Annotated in this window: 13 protein-coding genes and 6 pseudogenes; 11 read left to right on the top strand and 8 right to left on the bottom strand. The window is 43.9% G+C overall.

The window, feature by feature from the left end; all coding sequences use genetic code 11:
- Window positions 1–171 precede the first annotated feature (171 nt).
- Window positions 172–420 (top strand): DUF1289 domain-containing protein, encoded by a 249-nt coding sequence (locus J4N40_RS10640; RefSeq protein ID WP_005378062.1) that lies wholly within the window; start codon window positions 172–174, stop codon window positions 418–420.
- A gap of 135 nt (window positions 421–555) precedes the next feature.
- Here the strand turns inward: J4N40_RS10640 and J4N40_RS10635 are convergent, their stop codons facing one another.
- Together J4N40_RS10635 and ushA are read right to left on the bottom strand one after the other, a co-directional pair.
- A complete protein-coding gene (locus J4N40_RS10635; protein ID WP_005386686.1) occupies window positions 556–777 on the bottom strand; it encodes a hypothetical protein in 222 nt (73 codons plus the stop codon).
- 415 nt (window positions 778–1,192) lie between these two features.
- Entirely contained in the window at window positions 1,193–2,881 is a 1,689-nt protein-coding gene (gene ushA, locus J4N40_RS10630) for a bifunctional UDP-sugar hydrolase/5'-nucleotidase UshA (protein ID WP_017634888.1), read from the bottom strand.
- A gap of 752 nt (window positions 2,882–3,633) precedes the next feature.
- On the opposite strand from ushA, the gene J4N40_RS10625 reads away from it, so the two are divergent.
- A complete protein-coding gene (locus tag J4N40_RS10625; protein ID WP_017634886.1) occupies window positions 3,634–4,149 on the top strand; it encodes a GNAT family N-acetyltransferase in 516 nt (171 codons plus the stop codon).
- A gap of 147 nt (window positions 4,150–4,296) precedes the next feature.
- Here J4N40_RS10625 and rplY read toward each other — a convergent pair whose 3' ends face one another.
- From rplY to radD, 5 genes and pseudogenes are all read right to left on the bottom strand, one after another.
- Window positions 4,297–4,575 carry a 50S ribosomal protein L25 gene (rplY, locus tag J4N40_RS10620; protein WP_005378066.1) on the bottom strand — a complete coding sequence of 93 codons (279 nt, stop codon included), beginning with the start codon at window positions 4,573–4,575 and terminating at the stop codon, window positions 4,297–4,299.
- Between the two features lie 284 nt (window positions 4,576–4,859).
- Window positions 4,860–6,209 (bottom strand): ATP-binding protein, encoded by a 1,350-nt coding sequence (locus J4N40_RS10615; protein WP_005378071.1) that lies wholly within the window; start codon window positions 6,207–6,209, stop codon window positions 4,860–4,862.
- Window positions 6,199–6,858 carry a response regulator transcription factor gene (locus J4N40_RS10610; protein WP_158156187.1) on the bottom strand — a complete coding sequence of 220 codons (660 nt, stop codon included), beginning with the start codon at window positions 6,856–6,858 and terminating at the stop codon, window positions 6,199–6,201. The genes J4N40_RS10615 and J4N40_RS10610 overlap by 11 nt, the downstream gene beginning before the upstream one ends.
- Window positions 6,859–6,934: 76 nt before the next feature.
- Window positions 6,935–7,301, bottom strand: a pseudogene (locus J4N40_RS10605) (PepSY domain-containing protein).
- Between the two features lie 155 nt (window positions 7,302–7,456).
- Window positions 7,457–9,211, bottom strand: a pseudogene (gene radD, locus J4N40_RS10600) (DNA repair helicase RadD).
- 121 nt (window positions 9,212–9,332) lie between these two features.
- Between radD and rsuA the strand changes: the two are divergent.
- The 3 genes and pseudogenes from rsuA (at window position 9,333) to J4N40_RS10585 (ending at window position 12,337) form a co-directional block, all read left to right on the top strand.
- Window positions 9,333–10,035 (top strand): annotated as a pseudogene (gene rsuA, locus J4N40_RS10595) (16S rRNA pseudouridine(516) synthase RsuA).
- A 437-nt stretch (window positions 10,036–10,472) separates the two neighbouring features.
- The gene (locus tag J4N40_RS10590) at window positions 10,473–11,675 is read left to right on the top strand and encodes a Bcr/CflA family multidrug efflux MFS transporter (RefSeq protein ID WP_017820848.1); all 1,203 of its coding nucleotides are present in this window, start codon (window positions 10,473–10,475) and stop codon (window positions 11,673–11,675) included.
- Window positions 11,675–12,337, top strand: a complete 663-nt coding sequence (locus tag J4N40_RS10585; protein ID WP_005378053.1) for a DUF2913 family protein — start codon at window positions 11,675–11,677, stop codon at window positions 12,335–12,337. The genes J4N40_RS10590 and J4N40_RS10585 overlap by 1 nt, the downstream gene beginning before the upstream one ends.
- 30 nt (window positions 12,338–12,367) lie before the next feature.
- Here the strand turns inward: J4N40_RS10585 and J4N40_RS10580 are convergent, their stop codons facing one another.
- A complete protein-coding gene (locus tag J4N40_RS10580) occupies window positions 12,368–13,819 on the bottom strand; it encodes a DUF2867 domain-containing protein (protein WP_250654238.1) in 1,452 nt (483 codons plus the stop codon).
- A gap of 94 nt (window positions 13,820–13,913) precedes the next feature.
- Here J4N40_RS10580 and J4N40_RS10575 point away from each other — a divergent pair, with 94 nt between their 5' ends.
- From J4N40_RS10575 to psrA, 6 genes and pseudogenes are all read left to right on the top strand, one after another.
- Window positions 13,914–15,290 (top strand): MATE family efflux transporter, encoded by a 1,377-nt coding sequence (locus tag J4N40_RS10575; protein WP_250654237.1) that lies wholly within the window; start codon window positions 13,914–13,916, stop codon window positions 15,288–15,290.
- A gap of 187 nt (window positions 15,291–15,477) precedes the next feature.
- A complete protein-coding gene (locus J4N40_RS10570; RefSeq protein ID WP_005378040.1) occupies window positions 15,478–16,149 on the top strand; it encodes an ABC transporter ATP-binding protein in 672 nt (223 codons plus the stop codon).
- Window positions 16,130–18,583, top strand: a complete 2,454-nt coding sequence (locus tag J4N40_RS10565; RefSeq protein ID WP_005378038.1) for an ABC transporter permease — start codon at window positions 16,130–16,132, stop codon at window positions 18,581–18,583. Before J4N40_RS10570 ends, J4N40_RS10565 begins: the two co-directional genes overlap by 20 nt.
- A pseudogene (locus J4N40_RS10560) lies at window positions 18,583–19,708 on the top strand (lipocalin-like domain-containing protein). The gene J4N40_RS10565 and the pseudogene J4N40_RS10560 overlap by 1 nt, the downstream one beginning before the upstream one ends.
- 330 nt (window positions 19,709–20,038) lie before the next feature.
- A pseudogene (gene nhaA, locus J4N40_RS10555) lies at window positions 20,039–21,191 on the top strand (Na+/H+ antiporter NhaA).
- A 718-nt stretch (window positions 21,192–21,909) separates the two neighbouring features.
- Window positions 21,910–22,547 (top strand): annotated as a pseudogene (psrA, locus tag J4N40_RS10550) (TetR family transcriptional repressor PsrA).
- Window positions 22,548–22,563: the final 16 nt, after the last annotated feature.

The raw sequence follows: 22,563 nt of genomic DNA, 5'->3' as shown, positions 1-22,563 counted from the left end.
TTTTTATAAACGCGGTAAGTATAAGTAATAAAACACTGTTTTTGTCAGCATAAGGTTATGGTTTCGTATGTTTTTGACATAACGAAGTATATAGCAGATTTTGTTGCTGACTAATCTTCTCATTATTTAAACTAGGCCAATACGCCCTAATATGGAAAGAGCGGTTTTAGTATGGAGCAACTGGAGTTTTTTACTGTCCCAAGCCCTTGTGTTGGAGTATGTACCTCCGATGAAAAAGGGTATTGCAAGGGGTGTATGAGAAAGAGAGAGGAAAGGTTTAATTGGCTTAACTTAACCCCCGCTCAGCAGTTGCACGTTATTAAGTTGTGTCGTCAAAGGTACAGAAGAAAGATGTTGGCGGGGAAGACGAAGCCAGAACAGCTTCAAGATGAGTCATCGCCTCAACAAGACTTATTCTAGAACTCTTGTTCAGTCTGTGGTGTTACGCCTTCGCTTTCGGTTCTGCTTAGGCTTTGACATATTCCCGGTCCTGCAAGGTGTCCTTTAAGAACCGGGAATCTCTTATCCATTTTCCCTATAAAGCGGTAATTGGCGTTATTTCATCGACCAACGGTCGCTAACCCAGCCTCCCGCTTGTTCGTCGAAGTGATTTCCTGAAAATCGATGATTGAATTCAACATCTAATTTACTTGTTGGGCGTTCATCCATGAGTTGATGAATGTATCTCGCCATAGGATCCGTACAAGCTTCACGCTCTCTACGGGTAACTACTTCTTTGATCATTTGGAGTCTGTAGCTATTGCTGGCTCGTTTCATTTTTGACCTCCAGAACTCGATGGCAGCAGTTTGAACACATTGACGTCCAGATCGCTGCTCATTAGTGTGCGCGTGGAGGCACATCACCATCGTTTGAAGTCCAAAGACAAATTGTTTGAGAGCAGTGTTTGTAACGCCATTCACATCTTTCTCAGAATCATTGACTGTGCGATTAAAAATGTTTCGCGAAATTTAGCCGATGAACCTGCATATTTAAAAGACCTTATCAAACATAGAAGCCCAACACAGGGGCGTCAATAACACAAATGAACAATTTTTGAACATATTGTGAAGGTGGCGAGTTTTCAGTAATTTATCGAAAATAAAAAACCGAAGCACAAAGCTTCGGTTTTGAGGAAAGCCCTGACGAAATTGCTTGTAAAAGCTCTTAGTGCCAGGGGTAAGGTGTTGAGTATTAGCTACCAGATGCAGGACAGCCTTTTACTGGTTGGCCATTACTGAAGTACTTGATGTTCTCTAAGTTCTTGTTGTAGTTATCCGCAGAGATTTGTGGGTTGTTTACGAAGAACTCGCGCAAAACGTATGCATCGGTTAGCTGTGTAGATTGAACATCGATGATTGGATAGTTATCGCCACCAGCAGCACTGAAGCTGATTACAGAGAATGTGTACGTTGCGTCTAGATCGAAGCCTTTATTGTTAATATCGGTAATGGTTACTGAGCCAGCATCACAATTTACATCTAAAGTGATGTTATCTAGTTGAGCGTAAGCACCAGAGCCTGCAGATTTCGTCGCAACCACATCTAAGTATTCTTTAACTTCTTTACCTGTCATAGTTGCTTTAGTCACGAAGTTACCAAATGGCTGAACCGTTAGTACGTCACGGTAAGTGATATCACCATCTTGGATTGAATCACGCACGCCGCCAGAGTTCATCACACCAAAGTCAGCATTTACCGTTTTGTAAGTACGGTATGCCTCGCCGAGTAGGTGACCTAGGTTAGTTTGTTGAGAGCGAACTACGTTACGATCACCTTCTAACTTACCCGTCGTATTAGAAATCTTCTCATCTAATAACTCTTGACCTTGTTGTTGGTATGGCAGTAGTAACGCTTTTACCGTTGCATCTTGTTGAATTCGTTCACCGATAACTTCATCGTTTTCGTCTAGAAGGTTTACAGGAATCAGTGCGTAATTCGCTAAGTGAAGCTTGCCGTCGTAGTATTCGAAGTCTGCACGACCCACATATTTACCCCACTCATGCGCTTGCATAATCCAAGTGCCTTTTTGTTGGTCTGGGGCACAATCATCCCCAGGTTTGAAATCAGCATACTCATTGGTACCTGGTTCCATACATACAGGGTTTTGTGAGTGACCACCGATGATAGCGTTTAGCTGTCCTTCTTCAAGAGAGCGAGCGAGTTTAACGTCACCTGGTGCTTCACTACCGTTTTTGCCATCTTCGTAGTGACCCATGTGCGTCGTTGCAAATACTAGGTCTACCTTTTCGTTCTCTTCGATTTCCTTCAGTACCTTTTTGATTTCTACTTGAGGGTCTTCGAAGTGGATGTTTGATACGTTGTCTGGATTGACTAGCTTCGCAGTGTCTTGCGTTGTTAGACCAATAACAGCGATCTTAAGGCCGTTGATAGTAAATACTTTGTAAGGGTCGAAGTAACGCTCGTTTGTATCTTTTTTATAGATATTCGCAGCCAGCATAGGGAAGTCAGCTAGCTCGGCTTGCATATCGAGAATATCTAGTGAGTTATCAAATTCGTGGTTACCGACAGCCATTGCATCGTAACCAAGTAGGTTCATCCCTACGAAGTCTGGAACCGCATCTTGCATGTCTGATTCTGGTACGCCGGTATTAATATCACCGCCAGATAGCAGAATGGTTTCACCGCCTTTTGCTTCGACTTCTGCGCGGATAGATTCGATTAAAGTGTGACGCGCAGCCATGCCGTATTCGCCGTCGCTGTTATGCCAAAAGCGACCATGGTTATCGTTAGTGTGGAGAACGGTGAACTTAGTACAAGAATCTGCAGTCTCGCAGGTTACTGGAGAATTGTCGCTGTCTGAGCCGCATCCTGCTAGCGCAGCGCCTACTGCCACTACCAAAAGAGATTTGGAAAACTTCATAAGGGATCCTTTCTTTGTGATTTTGTTATTGTTACGGCGTGAAATATACGGAATTAATGTGAAACTTTAGTGATCTATCTCTTATTTATACTTCTATCGGAGAAATGAATTAATAAGCCTGCAAACTACGTCTATAAATAAACAGAATTGGTATTTAGTATTTATTTTATATAGCTAGCTCTATTTTTTGTGAGGTAGTTAATTGAATGTGTGTTGTTTGTGTGAATCAATGCGCATTTTTGCGAAGTATTACGCTGATTTTGGTGATTATTTTGCCAAGTTTATGTTTTTCCTAATAGGTATGACACAAATCGTTATAAATTTTCGCTCTGATGATGAGGGGTGGCGGTTTGTATGCATAATGAACAGCACAGAGCTTAAACTCATTTGATCATGGCTTTATTCTGCCAAACTCTATCAAAAATTGTATTTATCTCTTTACTATAATTGCGGTCGTTTAGAAACCTTATGCTTTAAGCATCGTTTATTTATCCTCATCCGATACCTTATCGTGCTTATTCCGCATTTGACACTCGAATGTTTAAACAAATAGATTCAACCTAATGAGTCAAAATGAAAAGTAAATAATGGATCGTTCTTCTTCGAATATTATGATGTGAACTATCATTTAATTAATGAAAATGAAATGGATTAATGTAAAGCGTTGCGACTGTAGCTGTTATCTTTGAGCTTTGGTTTAAAGGGTAGGGTTAAAAGAATTTGTAAGTGGTGAACGCTAATAAAGGATGCTTATGAGATACACAGTAAGGGACGCACTCAAAAAGGAAGCAGCCCAAATCGCCAAGATACACGTTGACTCTTGGCAGGTGGCGTATAAAGGATTAATGCCAAAGAGCTACATAGAGCAGTTTACGATTGAGCGTCGAGAAAGGATGTGGGCACGAGTGATGACGGAGCAACTGGCCCAATTGATCGTAGTTGAGAGGCAAGGAGAAATTGTTGGCTTTTTAAGTTACGAGTTACCTAACCACACCAGCGAAGATAAAACGGCATTAGTGACATGTTGCTACGTTACGCCGCTACATTATGGGCAAGGAGCAGGAAGTGCACTGTTAGATGAGTTAGAGACACGTTTGCTCTCTACGTCAGTTATGCAGATCAGTTTGAAAGCACTGGATACTAATCAACAGGGGCTTAACTTTTACAAGAAGTGTGGTTTTGTGCGTACTGGAGAGGAAGAGTCGGAAGTGATTGAGAGTATGACGCTGACCGATCTCACTTTAGTGAAGTATATTGCCCGTTCATAAATCAAATGCTATATGCCAAATATAGTAAAACCCCGGAGGTGGTAAGACTCCGGGGTTTTGAAATTTTGTAGATGTCTCGGTTGGTAAGTCCGATTATCTTTTATGCAAAAGGTTTGGATTTAATCCGATTAATTCCTTGGTAGGGAATTAGATACGGATGAAGTCCATGTGTTCAACTTTTGGCTTGAACGCGTGACGTTGAACGTCTTGTGGCTTAACTTTAACTTCTTTGCCATCGATAACTAGAACGATGCCTTCGTAGAATTCAGGCTTGTCCATTTGGTTTACGATGTCGTCGTGGTTAAGAACGATAGCTACTGCTGCTTCTTCACCGCCGTATACAACTGCAGGGAATTTGCCAGCGTGACGTAGGCGGCGGCTCGCACCTTTACCTAGTTCAGTACGTACTACTGCTTCGAATTTCATAGTATTTACTCTCAAATTAGTAAAAATCAAATGTTCACAATCAACAATGCGACCTTGTTGTTCGTGGTAAAGCTTGAAACAGGAACTGTTCAAGCGAGCGCGGATACTATCATTCCACTTATAAATGGGCAACCCAAATCGTATCCAAATCAACAAAAAGGTATGATTTAGCGGGGTGGAAGGCTATCCCTTTTAACGCTTTGCTTGGATTTTGTTCACATCGACTTCATTTTCATCGGTTTACTGATCATGGTCCGAAAAACAAAGTTTATGTGTTATATGCTTTATGTTCGGCTGAGATGTAAGACTAAAGATGCTTTTAATCCACCTAAAGCGCTTGTATCCAATGTTAATTGACCTCGGTAACTGTGTGCCATTTCACTGACTATGTTTAGACCAAGACCTGAGCCAGGGGTTGTTTCATCCAATCTAACTCCTCTCTTGATTACTTGACTCAGTTTCTCTTTAGGGATGCCTGGCCCATCATCTTCAATAATGATGTGTATATTTTCCTTATCCTGAGAGGAGTGCACACGAATCATGCTGTTGGCCCACTTATAGCCATTTTCTAGCAAGTTACCTAGCATTTCATCGAGATCGGTCTGCTCTACTGCTACATTCAGCTCTGAATCAAGTTCATTAATTAAGGTAATGCTTCGGCTCGCATACACTTTATCAAACGCCATTGAGATAGCATCCACACGATCTGCTGGGTTCGACTTCACTGATAATATGTTCATCGATCCGGCCATACGGGCACGACCCAAATGGTAATCGATATGGTCTTGTATTTGATTGATTGGAGCTCGGAGACGGGATTGTGCCTCAGGTTCTAACGTCTGAACTTCATTTTTTAGAACAGAAAGTGGCGTTTTAAGTGCATGAGATAGGTTACCTGCATGATTGCGAGCTCTCTCTAGTAATTCTTGGTAATGGAACAGCAGAGCGTTGAGGTCGAAGATTAGAGGAGAAATCTCTTTTGGGTAGGTTTCTTCTAGACTCTTTTTATTACCAGACTTCAGCTCGGCTAATTCTTTTTGTAGCTTTGTAAGCGGACTCAATGACCAAGCAATTTGCAGTAAAATGACGGTAAGTACGCCCGCGAATAATAAACCCAAAATAAGCCAAAGTTGGCCGATTAACGTTTGAAGGGTATTTTTAATGGGCTCTTCGTCAATACCAATAATAATGTGAATAGGACCATCGTAATCAGGAAGATACAGCGCTTTTTCTAGCGTAATTAGTTTTTCGCCTCTTGCTCCATACGCATCTTTATCCAAACCTTTGTATTCGATTTTTTTGTCCCACAACGAACGAGAACGTTCGAGGCTTGCCTCTGTAGAGGCACTCCAATACAAACCACTGTAAGGTCGGTTAAATCGAGGGTCTGATAGCTGAGCTGCGAGTGAAAGATGTCCGGTGTTATCGACTTCTAACTGTGCTGCGACTTCATCCATAAAAATGCTGAGCTGTGAGCGAGTGTCATCAACCATATAGTTGTAGACCTGCGTCGGTATCGTCACACCAGCGGCGAGGATCATTGCCGTTAACCAAACGATCGCCGCTAAAACGAGGCGACTTTTGATACTCAGTCGTTTTATTGCGTTCAACGGTAGCCTGTTTCTATTCGGCATTTAATTGGTATCCCAACCCTCGGACAGTTTTGATGATCTTTGGTGCGATTTTTTTGCGAATTCGGCCGATAAAAACTTCGATTGTGTTGGAGTCACGATCAAAGTCTTGTTTGTAAATGTGCTCGACGAGTTCGGTTCGAGAAATCACTTTTTCCGGGTTATGCATAAAGTAAGCGACCACTTTATACTCTAGCGCCGTCAAGCTTACCGCTTGCCCTCGCCACATGACTTTAGAAGTGCGTGTATCCAAGCTCAAGTCGCCAATTTGCATCACAGGAGAGGCATTACCAGAGGCTCTTCGCAGCTGTGCACGAATACGAGCGATAAGCTCAACCATTTCAAATGGTTTAGTTAGGTAATCGTCTGCACCTGCGTTTAAGCCTTCAACTCGCTGCGTTAGGGTGTCGCGAGCGCTTAGAATCACGACAGGAGTATTAATGTTTTCATCTCGGATGCCTTTTAGGACGGTAAGACCATCCAGTTTTGGCAAGCCGAGGTCAAGAACAATGGCGTCCCATTCTTCCGAAGTCGCGCGATACAGAGCGTCTATGCCATCTTGGGACAATTCTGGTACCCAGCCGGTACTTTCTAATGTTTCGATGATTTGCTCGCCTAAACGAGGATCATCTTCAACAACAAGTATTTTCATATTGATGATTCTTATTATGTTTGGATTTTTATCGAAGTAAGCTACGCATCGTGTCTGGATTACGCATTAGACAAGTTTAGTTGTTTTGCGGCTTTAACGCTTTGTTAAAGCTGCGACCTTTGATCTCAAGCATTTCCAGCGTGGCGGCGTCGTACTCAACTTTCAGGACGCTATTGTTGTACAGAATTTTCAATTCATACACCCAAGCATCATCATCTTCTTCAAGCTCGACCTTGATGATGCGGCCGTATAAGTCGTTTTCTACTGCGGCGTAAAGTTCCGAAAATGGTCGTATATATCCTTGTTGAAACCGCGCGGTAGACCTCATCTTGATCTTCATCGAATTCGATGCGTGTTCCTGGCTTTTCGACATCTTGCACGATGGCGTGGCCATTTTGTGATGTGTACTCGTTGCCATGCTTGGCAAAACTTGGTGCACACATGAATGTCGTGATAAGGCCGAAAAGTAACGCAGAATGTAGAGAAGTCGTTGCTTTATACATAGTCAAACCTTTTCTGGAGCGTTAGCCGCAGTATATCGGAGATAGATGAACAGAGAGTGAATCAGCTAATTAAGTTTTGCCATGTGTTGTCGATGTTATTTCAACTCATCTTCAAAAATTTTATCTCGCAGCTTCCAAAAGCGACCAGATTTTCTAGCAATAACAAACTGAGGCAAACGGAAACGATGTTGATTAGCGACAACGCGTGTCGGTGAAGCCTCTTCAAAAGGGCGATGCTTGTCTGCTAAGTGGGGGCGTACGAACTGATCTTTAAACGTTTGTTTTTGTTTTTTGGTACTCAATGTCCAAAACTCATGAACTAACGCATTGCCTTCGCCTTGGTATGGTTCACCAGAATACGTCACCTTTAGCTGAGATTTACCATCACTGGACTTAAATACAGATAGGTCCATTTCTGTGCATTCAAAGATTAATGCATCTTTGAGATTAAGGGCTTCTTTTAGCTTTTTATCTGGGTCTACGAGCGTCGCATCACACTCATGACAAATTCGTGCAGCGATATCGTTGTCCGCACCACATTCACCGCAGTATTTGGCACGAAAACGGTAGCCACAGTGTTCACGTTCGCCTGTGTCTTCATCTTCAAAGTAACCTTGGCAACGTCTGCCAAAATGTTCAACCAAGAAACCGTTACTATCCAACTTAACCCCAGAAGTTGTTATTGAATCCGCAAGCCGGGCAAGGAATCGTGATAATTTCACTGTCAGAGTCTGGTTTGGGATCACCGACTTCAGGTTGGTATAAATCGTAGCTGTTGCTTGCGTAATCAAGCAACTAAACATTCTGATTTTCCGTCTGATAAGCGTAATCCTCGTCCTACTATCTGTTGGTACAGACTGACTGACTCTGTTGGTCGCAAAATCGCGATTAAATCGACATGCGGCGCATCAAACCCGGTTGTCAGTACCGAAACATTGACTAAGTATTTTATTTGACGATTCTTGAACGCTTGGATGATCGCATCGCGCTCCGGCGTAGGTGTATCACCAATGACGATTTCAGTTTCGCCTTCTGGCAATAAAACTGTGTATCTCCTGTGCGTGTCGAACAGTTGCAGCGAAGATCATGACACCTTGACGCTCTTTCGCATATTGCATGATTTGCTCAACAATTTGTGGAGTCGCACGTTTGGCTTTATCGATCACCATGTCCATTTCTGCTTCTTTGTAGCGTCCGGTGTTAGCGGGCTTCAGCTGAGAGAAGTCGTAAGACAAAACGGGCGCATCCATCATGCGGGCTGGAGTGAGGAAGTTTTCGTCGAGCAAGTAACGGATCGGCAGTTCGAAAATACAATCGCGGAAGAATCGAGGCTCTTCGGTTCGCACTTGACCTCGGGTGTGATACTGATAAATCCAGCCCATTCCTAAACGATAGGGCGTTGCAGTTAGTCCTAGCACCTTAATGCCAGGGTTCAGTTCTCGTAAGTGAGTAATAACTTTTTGGTAGCTGCTGTTTTTGTCATCTGGCACACGATGGCACTCATCAATAACGAGCAGAGAAAACTGGTTTTTGAACGAATCTAAGTTACGTACGACCGATTGAACCGAAGCAAACACGACTTGCTGGTCAGTTTCTTTTCGTCCCAATCCTGCTGAGAAGATGGAACCTTTTAAACCATAACCTTCATACTTTGCGTGGTTTTGCTCGACCAGTTCTTTTACGTGGGCGAGGACTAACACTCGTCCTTTCGCAAGGCGAGCAAGTTCTGCGATCACCAAGCTTTTTCCTGCACCGGTTGGCAGCACGATCACTGCTGGTGTCGAGTGTTTACGAAAGTAATGAATAACGGCTTTTAACGAGTCGGCTTGATAAGGACGAAGTGTGTACATGAAAATATGTGAAATTGCTCAACTATTCGAACGAGGAACGCTATAATACCTGACTTTTATACCCAAGTGACCTTTAAACCAAGATTTAGAGATCACTTGGGTATAATTCAATGAGGTATTCATGCGTTTAGATAAATATTTGTGTTGACGCTCTGGGTGCAACACGCAAACAGGCAACAAAGATCATCAAAAGTGGAGACATCACTGTTGACGGTGAGGTTCAAAAAAGTGGTGCATTTAAAGTACCTAAAGGTGCGGAAGTGATGTGGGAAGACCGTGTTATTGGTGCTCCTGGTCCTCGTTACATTATGTTGTATAAGCCTGCTGACTTTGTTTGTTCACATGAAGATGGCTACAACCAAACTGCATTCGCATTGCTTGATGAGCCTAAAATTGAAAACCTTCACTTTGCGGGCCGATTAGATGTCGACACAACTGGTTTAGTGTTGATTACGGATGATGGTAAGTGGTCTCACCGTATTACCTCACCTAAGCATAAGTGTGAGAAAACGTACCGTGTTTGGCTCGTCGATGCTATTCAGCCTGATTATGCGGAAAAGCTCGAACAAGGCATCATTTTGCGCAATGAATCAGAAGCAACATTGCCTGCTCGTTTGGAAATCGTGAACGAGGCCGAGAATGAAGTATTGTTAACTATCGTGGAAGGTAAGTATCACCAAGTGAAACGTATGTTCGCGGCGTTAGGAAATAAAGTTGAGTACTTACATCGTGAGCGTATTGGTTCTATCGAACTTGATGAGGCACTAGAACCAGGTGATTATCGCTACCTCACGCAAGAAGAAATTGATTCTATTTGGAATTAATTGTCGGCATGGGAAATTCTTTAGTTCCTAATAGGAACTAGTCTTTTGGTAGGAATTGGCTCAAAATAAATTTTCCTACCAAAATTAGTGCCTAGACAATTCCGGTGTGCTTACTCATCTCAGTGATACGCCTTTGCATTTAGCTGAGGCATGCATACTCTTATTGCAAAGCCTTCGGCTACGGTGAATGGAATGATGGTGTCAACGCCATCATTTTTACTGCATTGTGTTTGTTTCCCATAAACACATTTCGCTTTCACATGCTTTTCTATGTCGAGTTCGTCAAGGTCACACCTTGGTACATATTTGCCCTTATGATTCTCGAACGTTGGATAGAACAGGTTTTTGGCTTCTACATTCAGCGATATGAGAACTGTCCGTTATTTTCACTTTGTTCTGCAAGTATTGACGGTAGGGCTCCAACAAGAGGTAAAAGAATGACAGAAAAAGCTCAAAGTGCTCCGCAATCCCAAATCAGTTTTCTATTGTTTCTGGTACTAGGAGCGATTGGTGCTTTGACGCCTTTGGCGATCGATATGTATTTGCCTGCGATGCCGACAATTGCGAAAGATTTGGGGGTCGCGCCTGGCGCGGTTCAGATTACGTTGACGGCTTATACCGCGGGTTTTGCGATCGGCCAGTTAATTCACGGGCCGCTCGCCGATAGCTTTGGTCGCAGACCTGTGTTGATTTTAGGCGTACTTTTCTTCGGCTTGGCTGCCGTTGTGAGTGCGACAACAAATGGCATTGATGCGCTGACCTATGTACGTACGGCACAAGGTTTTGCTGGCGCGGCAGCGGCGGTCATTATCCAAGCCGTCGTGCGTGACATGTTTGACCGTGAAGACTTTGCACGCGCAATGTCCTTCGTTACTCTGGTCATTACTATTGCGCCGTTGGTGGCACCGATGATCGGTGGCCATCTCGCGATTTGGTTTGGTTGGCGTTCCATTTTTTGGGTACTAGCTATTTTCGCTGTAGTTGTGATTTTTCTCGTACTTTGGAAAATCCCTGAAACGTTACAGCCTGAAAATCGTCAGCCTCTTCGTTTCCGCACGACGCTGAGAAACTACGCCAGATTATGCTCCAATCCTGAAGCGATCGGTTTGATGCTCTCAGGTGCGTTTTCATTTTCCGGAATGTTTGCATTTTTGACGGCGGGTTCGTTTGTTTATATTGATTTATATGGTGTTCGACCAGACCACTTTGGTTACCTATTTGGTTTGAACATTGTGGCGATGATCATCATGACCAGTATTAATGGTCGCTTGGTGAAGAAAGTTGGTTCCCATGCCATGCTTCGTTTTGGGTTGTTCGTGCAACTTTTGGCGGGGATTGGTTTATTCGTAAGTTGGTTAATGGACTTCGGATTATGGGGCATTGTACCTTTTGTTGTGCTGTTTATCGGTACATTGTCGACGATAGGTAGTAACGCGATGGCGCTGCTTTTAAGTGGTTACCCATCAATGGCGGGTACGGCGTCGTCTCTAGCGGGGACATTAAGATTCGGTATCGGTTCATTGGTTGGTGCGCTGGTGGCATCACTGCCCGGGAATGTTGCTTGGCCGATGATCATCGTAATGTTTGCTTGTTCTGTGCTTTCAGCACTGTTTTATTGGACTTTAGGAAGAAAGGCGTAATGTCGAATTACACCAAAGAAATTCAAAACTTGGTTAACTCAGCACTTGAAGAGTTAGATCAAGAGCATCGCTCAGGTAAGTTAGCCAATGCCCCTGTTGCGAATAACCATTATTTAGTGCGTTGGGTAACAAAGGCGCTAAAATCACAACGTTTCGGACGTACGGTAGGCGATGACTTAACGCGTTGGCAAAAAGCAGGTCGCTCAAAGGGGAACGATGCTGGTTTGTTGTTTATCTTCAAGCGTATTTCTGCTTTTTATGCGCAATTCTTCCCTGAAGGTGAAGACTCCAAAGTGTTCAAAGATTCAGATATTGAGTCTTTTCTTGATTTGATGGAGCAAGCAGGCTGGGAAGTCTCGACGTCTGAGCAACTGATTGGGTGCGGCAAAGTACAAATCTTCACTGAAGGTCAAAACTCTTTAGCGTTATGTGCAGACCAATGCGAAAGCTGTTTTGATGGCGAGTTGCTCGTAAAGCCAATGAGTTGGTTTGTACGTGGCAATCATGCTGAGTTTGTTGAGAAAGCAGCGCAAGCGGGCTTTATGGTACATAAGGTAACAGACTACAAATCGATGGTGAAATACCATGGCGAGTACCTTATTTTTCCAGCAAACGAAGGCAACCAGTTAGCCGAAATTCCACTCTCGTTCAAAGCTGACTAAAGTGACATTTTGAGTGTTTAGAAGCCCCTGTTATTGGGGCTTTTTGTTTTCTAAACGGTTTGCTTCTTTCGCGATGGCTTTGACCATGCCTTTAAATATGAAAAGATGGGCTGGCATCATTGCAAACCAATAAAGCAGCCCAAGAAACCCTTGCGGGTGCCACCAGGCGGTAATATCCAGCTCTCGTTCGTCACCGAGATCTTTGATGGTAATTTCTAAACGCCCAAGGCCTGGGCCTTTCATACCAAAAAACAGTGAAAGAAACTGATTATTATCGCAGCGAATCACTTTCCAAGAGTCAATAAAATCACCGACTTTAAGCTCTGGTCCAGGAGGAGAAACGCGAATCGGTTTTCCGCCACCAAAAAAGATATCGAGCCATTCACGTGTACGCCACAAGATGTTGGCAAAGTAATAGCCTTTTTCGCGACTCCCGATCTTTTGCGCCACTTTCCATAATGCCGCAGCGGAGGCATGAGTTTTAATGCTCGCTCCAGCTTGTTTTGGGTAATAGCCATATCCTGGTTGCCATCGACGAAGCGCTGCGGGTTCAAACCCCCAGACATTACTGCGTACAAATGTGCCTTCATCTTGAATGGTATCAGTTACCGCTTGCTCGTAGCTGATCAGCGTTTGAGGAAATCGTTCTTCAATCGCTTTGGAGTCTGCAATGTAGTCGTGCTCTAAGCCCGCAAGTAATGCTTTACCGATACTAGTTGGCACTGAGGTAACTAAACCTAGCCAGTACGATGCCATTTTCGGAGTAAGTAGCGGGGTCGACCACAGCCGATACGGCTTGTTCGTGATTCGGCAAATGACTTTGAACTGTTCGCGGTAGCTAAGTGTATCTGGCCCACCAACTTCATAAATGTGACTTTCTTCTGGAGAGGGGGCTTCTGCTAACTTCAATAAATAGTGGTTGAGATTGGGCAAGGCAATAGGGTTCGCTTTTGAGTCGACCCATTTAGGCGCGATCAAAATAGGTAAGTTGTAGACAAAGTCACGCATGATTTCGAAAGCGGCAGAGCCGGGACCGATGATAACGCCAGCACGCAATTCAGTTACTGGAACACCAGACTGTCGAATTATTTTTCCCGTGGCTTTACGAGCGGCTAAATGGCGAGAGTTTCCGGTTTGAGGTTGAATGGCACTCAAATATACAACATGCTCGACGTAGCTTTGTTCCAACGCATATTTGAAGTTCAAAGCAAGGTTTAGTTCGTACTCAACAAAGTCATCACCTTGAGCCATCCCGTGCACGAGAAAAAATACTAAATCAAAATCGTTCACTACAGCCTTCGTGGTCTCTGCGTCAGCCAAGTCGAGATACCTTAACGTTAAATTAGGATGAGGCTGAGTTCTTGACTCTAAATAATCAATATGTCGCGCCGCTGCTGTGACGGCGTAACCTTTATCTAAAAGTAACGGAAGAAGTTGAGAGCCAATGTAACCCGAGGCGCCTAGTACCAACACCTTTTTCATTATCTGTCCTTTTATCGTTGGTGGAATAAACACCACAGAGTATAATCATGAGACACTTTCCCCATTCTATCAATAAGTTGTCGTTGGAGCGCTTGTGACTTTTCTTTCTCAACTCTCAATACACGCAGATAAAGCATTCTTACGTCGTTTATTTGCAATCGCGTTACCAATTACACTGCAAAGCATGATGTTTTCAAGCCGAAGCCTCGTCGATGTTCTTATGCTTGGTCAACTTGGTGAAGCAGAAATTGCCGCAGTTGGAGTTGCTGCGCGCGCGACTTTCGTCACCACCATTATGTTAGTTGGGGTGACAACGGGTGGTGCATTGTTAACCGCTCAATATTGGGGGGCTGGCGATAAAGTTGGGGTGCGTCGCAGTACCGCTTTAACATGGATGATCGCAATGATGTTTGCTGCGATTGCTGTTGCTTTGTTTGTTGTTTTTCCACAACTCATCATGAGCTTGACTACCGATTCACAAGAAGTGATTGAGCTAGGGGCCAGCTATCTCATTATTTCGTCGGTTAGCATGTTTGCTGTTGCATGTGTGGCCAGTATGTCGGTGGGCCTAAGGGCGATGCACCAACCAGGCCTAAGCACTTTTTTTAGTGGTATAGGCATTTTATCTAATGTGTTTCTTAACTGGGTTTTAATTTTTGGTCAATTAGGCTTTCCTGCTCTGGGTATTACGGGAGCAGCGATCGCAACGGTAATCAGTGGCGCGATCGAAGTAGGTTGCTTGTTTGGTTATCTATGGTTGAAAAAGCACATAATCGCATTTGGTTGGGATGATATACGCGCAGGATTGGTCTTAGATAAAATTACGCATTTCTTGAGCCTCTCTTTGCCCACCACATTTAACTTCTTGGCGTGGGCTGGTGGGCTGTTTGCTTATCACGCCATCATGGGGCAAGCAGGTGTACAAGGTTTGGCGGCACTTTCCGTAATGACACCTGTTGAGTCGATCGCATTGGCGATGATGATTGGTTTATCGAATGCGGCTGCAGTTCTAGTCGGGAACCAGCTCGGCGCTCGTAATTTTGAACCCGTTTATTATCAAGCATGGGCTACGGTCATTTTGAATGTGCTTATCGCATTTGTGGTCGCCGTCTTGTTGATAGTGTCAAATCAATGGATCCTTAATGCGTTTAGTGCACTGACAACGGACACTCGCGAGCTAGCTGAACAGTTTATGGTGATTCTAGCGTTGGGTGTCGTGCTACGCTCGGTGCCGATGATGGCTATTGTTGGTGTATTACGTGCGGGCGGTGATGTTAAGTTTTGTTTGTATCAAGACATCTTGGCGCAGTGGGTGATCGGGATTCCACTCGCAGCATTTGCAGCGATTTATCTCAATTGGGACCCACAATGGGTTTACTTACTCTTTTTGACAGAAGAAGTTGTGAAGTGGGTGATTTGCTTGCCAAGAATGGTTAGCCGAAAATGGATGAAAAACCTGATTGGCCAGTAAGGAGGAACAGAGTTTATTTTGGCTGCAAAAATCTGCTCAAAACGTCAACAAAATTAGCAACAGAAAGTGAATCGAGTTGCATTTGTACTTCCATAGTGTGATCAAGCATTCAAAATACTTTCTACTAACAGGATTTTAGTGTAGATTCTGATCCCAATTTTTAAACACCATCCGAGCGGCATAATCAATGTTAAAACTGTCAGACCTATGTAAAGGCTATGTAGACGGGGGAGAGTTTCACCCTGTATTACAAGGGGCAGAATTAACATTGCAGCAAGGCGACCAAGTTGCTCTGATGGGAGAAAGTGGTTCGGGTAAAAGTACTCTGCTGAATTTAATCGCCGGATTAGATACTGCCGACTCTGGTGAAGTGCAGTTTCCAAATTTTGCTATGCATGAAGCACCGGAGCATTTAAGAACCCTTTATCGCCGTAACAATATTGGGAATATCTTCCAACAATTCAACCTGCTTCCTACACTTAATATTGCCGACAATATTCGTTTTTGTCGTCAGTTAAAAGGTCTGCCGGAAGATAAAGAGTTGTGGCGTCAAATTCTTTCTGCTTTGGACTTAATGCCATTGCTAGGACGTTATCCGGAAGAGGCGTCTGGTGGTCAGCAACAACGTGCGGCGATTGCTCGTGCACTCTATATGGAGCCAAAAATCCTGCTTGCTGATGAGCCAACTGGTAGCCTAGACGAGCGAAACGCAGAAGCAGTAATGCGCTTACTAACGAGCCTCGCTCGCCAACTGGAGTGTACTTTGCTGTTAGTGACGCACAGTGAAAAAGTGGCCGCCCATATGGAAGGAAAGATTCGACTTCAAGGAGGGCAGCTACATGTTATGGCCCGTAGTTAAGGCACTACTCGGTCATTACCGTCGTTACCCTCTACAAATTATTCTTGTCTGGCTGGGATTAACTTTAGGCGTGTCCCTCCTTGTTGGTGTTACTTCTATCAACCAGCATGCAAAACAAAGTTATGCCACTGGTGAAAAGCTTTTCTCCAATCCTTTGCCGTACCGAATCCGAACGAAGCACTCTGCCAATAAAATTCCTCAAGGTTTCTATATTCAGTTACGTCGAGCTGGGTTTAACCAATGTGCACCGTTTGACGTGCTTCATCTAGATGCCAAGACCGATATGAGCCTGATGTTGGTGGGGATTGATCCTGTCGCGATGATCCCACTACAACAAGGAAAATCGCTAGGTGAGATGCCTGTTTTATCTCTAATGAAGCCTCCTTATCCTATTCTCGTTAGTCAAGATTTAGCCGCTTACATGAGTTGGCAGGATGGGGACTTCATTGAGATGAATGACGGAAGCCGTCTTGGGCCTATTCAAGTAGATAAGGACAAGATGCTTTCGGGTACTCGGTTGGTTACTGATATATCGTTGTTGCGTATGCTCAAGCGGAGCTCAGGTTTGTCTGCGATTTCTTGTGGCGAAATGCCAGAGGAAAAGCTGATAGCACTGAAAAACATGTTGCCAAACGGAATGACGCTTGTTAGGAATACGCGTACTGAGCTTGAGTCGCTAACTAACGCATTCCATATGAATCTCACCGCGATGGGAATGCTCTCGTTTTTGGTTGGGTTGTTTATTTTTTATCAAGCGATGTCTCTGTCTTTCATCCAGCGACAACGTTTGGTAGGTATTTTGAGACAGACTGGTGTTAACGGAACACAGTTAGCGCAAGCCTTATTGCTAGAGTTGTCTTTGCTCGTCTTTATTGCGTGGGCGTGTGGTAACTTTTTTGGCTTGATCTTAGCAAATGAACTTATCCCAGCAGTGTCTTCGAGCCTGAGTGATTTGTATGATGCCAACGTAGGCTTAACCATAGGATGGTCATGGCAATCTAGCTTATACAGTCTAATCATGGCAGCGATGGGTGCGTTGATATCGTGTCTGTGGCCATTAATCCGTTTGTTGAAGTCACAACCAATCCGCCTTTCTTCTCGACTGTCGCTAATGCGATTTGCTGGAAGAGAGTTCTCTTGGCAGGCGCTTGCGGCATGTGCGTTTTGTGTCGCTGCAATAGCGGTATATCAGGCGCCGAAAACACAAGAAACCGGCTTTGCTATTATTGCGCTGATGTTGGTTAGTGTGGCGTTGTTTATGCCATTTATTATGTGGCATATGTTCCAAAGTTTTTCTTATACCATGCGATGGGTTCGTGTCCGTTGGTTTTTTGCTGATGCAGCAGCGAGCATGAGCTATCGCGGTGTGGCTACGATGGCGTTTATGTTAGCGCTGGCGGCAAACATTGGTGTAGAAACGATGGTCGGAAGCTTTCGAGATACAACCGATAAGTGGCTAAATCAGCGATTAGCGGCTGATGTGTACATCTATCCGACCAACAATTCAGCCGCTAGGATGAGCGCATGGCTCCAGAATCAGCCAGAGGTGAACTCGGTTTGGTGGCGCTGGGAAAAAGATATGCCGACCGAGCATGGTGCTCTGCAAGTTGTGAGTACGGGCTCTTCTGAAGGTGAGTTAGACTCACTTACCGTCAAGTTAGGTGTCCCAAATTACTGGTATCAACTGCACGCTACCAAGAGCTTAATGGTCAGTGAGTCGATGGCCTTGAAGCTGGATATCCGCCCTGGCGATTTCATTAACTTGCAAGAACCGCTTGGTGGTGACTGGCAAGTCGTAGGCGTTTACTACGATTATGGAAACCCATATAACCAGGTGATGATGTCGCACCGGAATTGGCTGTATGCATTTGCAGGTACGGGTAATGTTGGTCTTGGCGTAGTATTAAAAGATAACGTCAATGGAGAAGGGCTGAAAAATCGCTTAGAGAATGTATTCCGTCTCCCGCAAGATCGTGTGTTTGATAACGGTAATATTTATAGCCAAGCAATGAGAGTGTTTGATCATACCTTTGCGATAGCAGGAACCTTGGGCAATATCACGCTGATTATTGCAGTGTTTGGTTTATTCTTTGCGACGTTGGCAGGAGAACTTTCACGGCAGCGGCATTTTTCCTTATTAAGGTGCATGGGTGTGTCCGGAAAAGAACTTGTCGTATTAGGTGGTTTGCAGCTATTCGTCTTCGGAGCCATTTCTGCGATTATTGCAGTGCCGCTCGGCTTGGCGCTCGCACATTTGATCGTTGATATTATCATTAAGCAATCATTTGGCTGGTCTCTAGAGCTTCAAACGATTCCATGGGAGTATGCTCAAACCATTGCTTGGGCGATGCTTGCCATCATGGTTGCTGGCGCATTGCCAGTTATTAGAATGATCAAAAGTACACCGATGAAGTCATTAAGGGACGCGTTGTAATGAAAAAAATGGGCTCTAAAAAACGCTTGTTGGTTTCAACGCTCATTGTTGTTACGTTCGCTTTTCTGACTGGGGCTGCTTTTTACTCAACTTTTTGGTTAGAGGCGACAGCAACACGAGAAAGCGAACTTGATTCTATCTTAACGCGTGAAAATCAAACGATTTTCGAGCCTGTACTACCTAATGAGCATGTCTCTTTACCCTCAGACTTTCGCTTTCATCCCGAGTATCAGCATGAATGGTGGCACTACTTTGCGAAGCTAAAAGATGAGCAAGGCAAGATCTACAATGTTCAATGGAGCTATTTCAGGGTTGCGACGGACGAGCGAGAAACCAGCGGTTGGCAGAACCCTCAATTGTACATTTCACATGTTGTCGTCAGTCATGGCTCGCATGTATGGAAAGAGCAACGGGTAGCTAGAGGTGGGATAGGCCAAGCTGGTATGATCAATCGTCCTTTCAGGTTATGGATTGATAATTGGACTTGGCGATCACTCGGTGCGACGCCTTTCCCGGGCAACTTGAATGTGAATACTGATACGTTTTGGACTTGAGCTCAATACCATGACAAGCGGCCCCTTTGTGGTGAATGGAGACAAAGGCTTCCAAGTTAAACATGCGTTGCAATCTGTTGCTTCTTTTAGCTTCAGTGCTCCATTTTTAAAAGTAAAAGGCAGCTTAAGCTTAAATGGTAAGCGATTCTCAGTGACGGGTTCTGCATGGGCGCAAAAAGAATGGGGCAGCGGCTTAATTGGTGAGGGGCAACAAGGCTGGGATTGGTTTGTTTTCAATTTAGATGATGGTCGAGCATTAACTGTTAGCCGTTATCGTCACCATGGGCAAACACCGCACGTATTTGGCACGTTGTCGACACGCTCAGGTAAAGTCATCAACCTCTCAGACGATGATATCAGTATTAAACCAATGCAAGTGACCAGTTTATCCAATGGAAGAAGGTTACCTTTGCAGTGGATTATCAATATTCCGAAGCATCAAATTAATTTGACTACCCGCATTATCAAGTCAGATATGTGGCTACCCTTTGTAATACCTTACTGGGAAGGGCCTACTTTAGCTTCCGGCTCCAATGAGGCTTGGGGCTTTATGCAGCTGACAGGCTATTGAGTTGTGAAGAAAACCACCCCCTACGGGTGGTTTTTTGGTGCGCGAAGCTTCCTAGCTTTTTCTCAAAAGTACGGGGTTATCATGATGGTACAAGCCGTGTTATGCTGATTTTCTCATCATCTTGATAAATATTTGGTGCGACAAGTACAAATACGATCTCCGATCAAAATTGAGTGTCATGTTGGAAAATACGATGTATAGTAAACTTAACATCGAAAAAACCGAAGTTTATACTCTGAAGAAGCGATTATTCTAAAGTTTTCGACAGCTATACACTCTTATCACTCTTTGTTAATCGTTTATTAAGATAATAAATATAAGGACGAAACCATGAACGATGTCATTCGTGACTTTTTCAAAATGGAATCAGCAGGTGGTATTCTTCTCGTAATTGCAGCGGCAATTGCGATGACCATTGCTAACTCACCGCTGGGCGAAACTTATCAATCTGTACTGCATACTTATGTATTCGGTATGTCAGTTTCTCACTGGATTAATGACGGCCTAATGGCTGTTTTCTTCTTACTTATTGGCCTTGAAGTGAAGCGAGAGCTACTTGAAGGAGCGCTAAAATCAAAAGAAACCGCAATTTTCCCTGCGATTGCAGCGGTTGGTGGTATGTTAGCCCCTGCTCTTATTTACGTTGCGTTTAATGCTAACGACCCAGAGGCGGTTTCTGGCTGGGCCATTCCAGCTGCGACGGATATTGCATTTGCTCTAGGTATCATGGCGCTACTAGGTAAGCGTGTACCAGTAAGCCTTAAAGTATTTTTGTTAGCTCTCGCTATCATCGACGATTTAGGCGTGGTTGTTATTATTGCACTGTTTTACACAGGTGATCTTTCTAGCATGGCGCTGCTTGTTGGCTTCATCATGACTGGTGTCCTGTTCATGTTGAATGCGAAGGAAGTGACGAAACTGACGCCATACATGATAGTCGGGCGCGATCTTATGGTTTGCGGTACTTAAATCTGGTGTTCACGCAACACTTGCAGGCGTAGTGATCGGCTTTGCTATTCCTCTTAAGGGTAAACAGGGCGAACATTCCCCACTTAAGCACATGGAGCATGCACTTCATCCATACGTGGCATTTGGTATCTTACCTCTATTCGCATTTGCAAATGCGGGGATTTCGCTAGAAGGCGTATCGATGTCAGGCCTAACTTCAATGCTGCCATTAGGTATTGCTTTGGGGCTACTGGTTGGTAAGCCTCTAGGTATCTTCACCTTTAGTTGGGCAGCTGTGAAAATGGGTGTAGCTAAGCTACCGGAAGGCATTAACTTCAAGCATATCTTTGCGGTATCTGTGTTGTGTGGTATCGGTTTTACAATGTCTATATTCATTTCCTCTTTAGCGTTTGGAAATGTAAGCCCTGAGTTTGATACCTATGCTCGACTAGGTATCTTAATGGGCTCGACGACAGCCGCGTTACTTGGCTACGCGTTACTGCACTTTTCTTTGCCTAAGAAAGCGCAAGCGTAAGATACACACTGTTTAGTAAAGCCTCCCATTCGGGAGGCTTTTTTATGTCTGCAGATCGGCACATCAACCACTTCAGGCTGGTTACTTTTGTGACCAGCTAAGGTCTAGCTTATGGAGTTGGGGCAAAATCATCGAAAGAGGCGCTTGGCAAATCTATAGGCGAAAAAAAGCCCAGCCGAAAATTTGACTGGGCGGATACAAACATAGGAGTTAATAAGAAAAAAGCAGCAACGTAACAATTAGATGGAAACAAGTTTGACGGCCAGTGAAACTTCAAATGCCCTAACTGTTACGTATATTCAGACCGAGCCTTTTCCAAACAGTTCCATTTTTTTTCAAAAAATTTCTACTTAATGCTTTCTAGCTTCTTACACACCCGAAAGTAATAGAAAAATCGAGATGGATTACCAACTTGGTGAAGTGACTAACTTCGGTGTTTCTCATTTTATATCCCCTAGAACCGAAGATGTATTTCATACTCTCGTCGCTTACTCCGAGCCGTCAAGGCTATTGTTAGCGTTTCAATTGCGATGGTCTGAGAAATTTGATCGTTTTCTTCTGACAAGCTTCACTGGAGTATTCGATTGAATTTCAAAAGATTAGATCACACCTTTTACTGTCTGGTCAGACCAATTGGTTAAAGTGTGATGTTAATCATTTGTTAATCTTAAGTTTCGGGAGTATATTTTCAAACAGTTGTTTAATACGAGTGATTAAAATGGCCCCGAGAACATCAACAAAAGAAAAAAATACTCGATGTCGCAGAAGGACTCTTTGCTGAACATGGCTTTAATGATACTTCGCTAAGAACGATAACAGGTAAAGCTAACGTTAACTTAGCATCGGTAAACTATCACTTTGGCGATAAAAAAACGCTGGTTAGAGCGGTTTTAGATAGGTATTTAGAAGCACTAATGCCGAGCATTAAGACTTCATTAATTGAGTTAAACACGCGCGATAGCTACAACATGGACGATGTCTTTGAGTCATTGCGATTACCTTTACGTACATTAAACGATGTACGCCCAAATGGTACTGCCGCTATTTATGTTGTTAATTGGCCGCGGTTATACAGACGTTCAAGGTCATCTACGCTGGTTCATTACCACCAGATACGAAGAGGTACTGAACCTTTTCACTTTCTCGATAATGAAGGCGAACCCGGAACTATGTGAAGAACAGTTGTTTTGGCGACTGCACTTCACGTTAGGAACCTGTGTATTTACGATGGCTTCAAGCCAAGCTCTTTCGGAGCTGGCAGAAAGTAAGTTTGAAAAGGAAGTCGATGTGAAATCTGTCGTAGATTTACTGATTCCATATTTGTCAGCAGGAATGTCAGCAAAGCAGTTGGCATAAGACAAATAAGAAAGTT

Origin of the sequence: Vibrio sp. SCSIO 43097 (genome assembly GCF_023650755.1) — a bacterium.
Lineage (GTDB): Bacteria > Pseudomonadota > Gammaproteobacteria > Enterobacterales > Vibrionaceae > Vibrio > Vibrio alginolyticus.
This window is presented reverse-complemented; position numbering and strand designations above follow the sequence as displayed.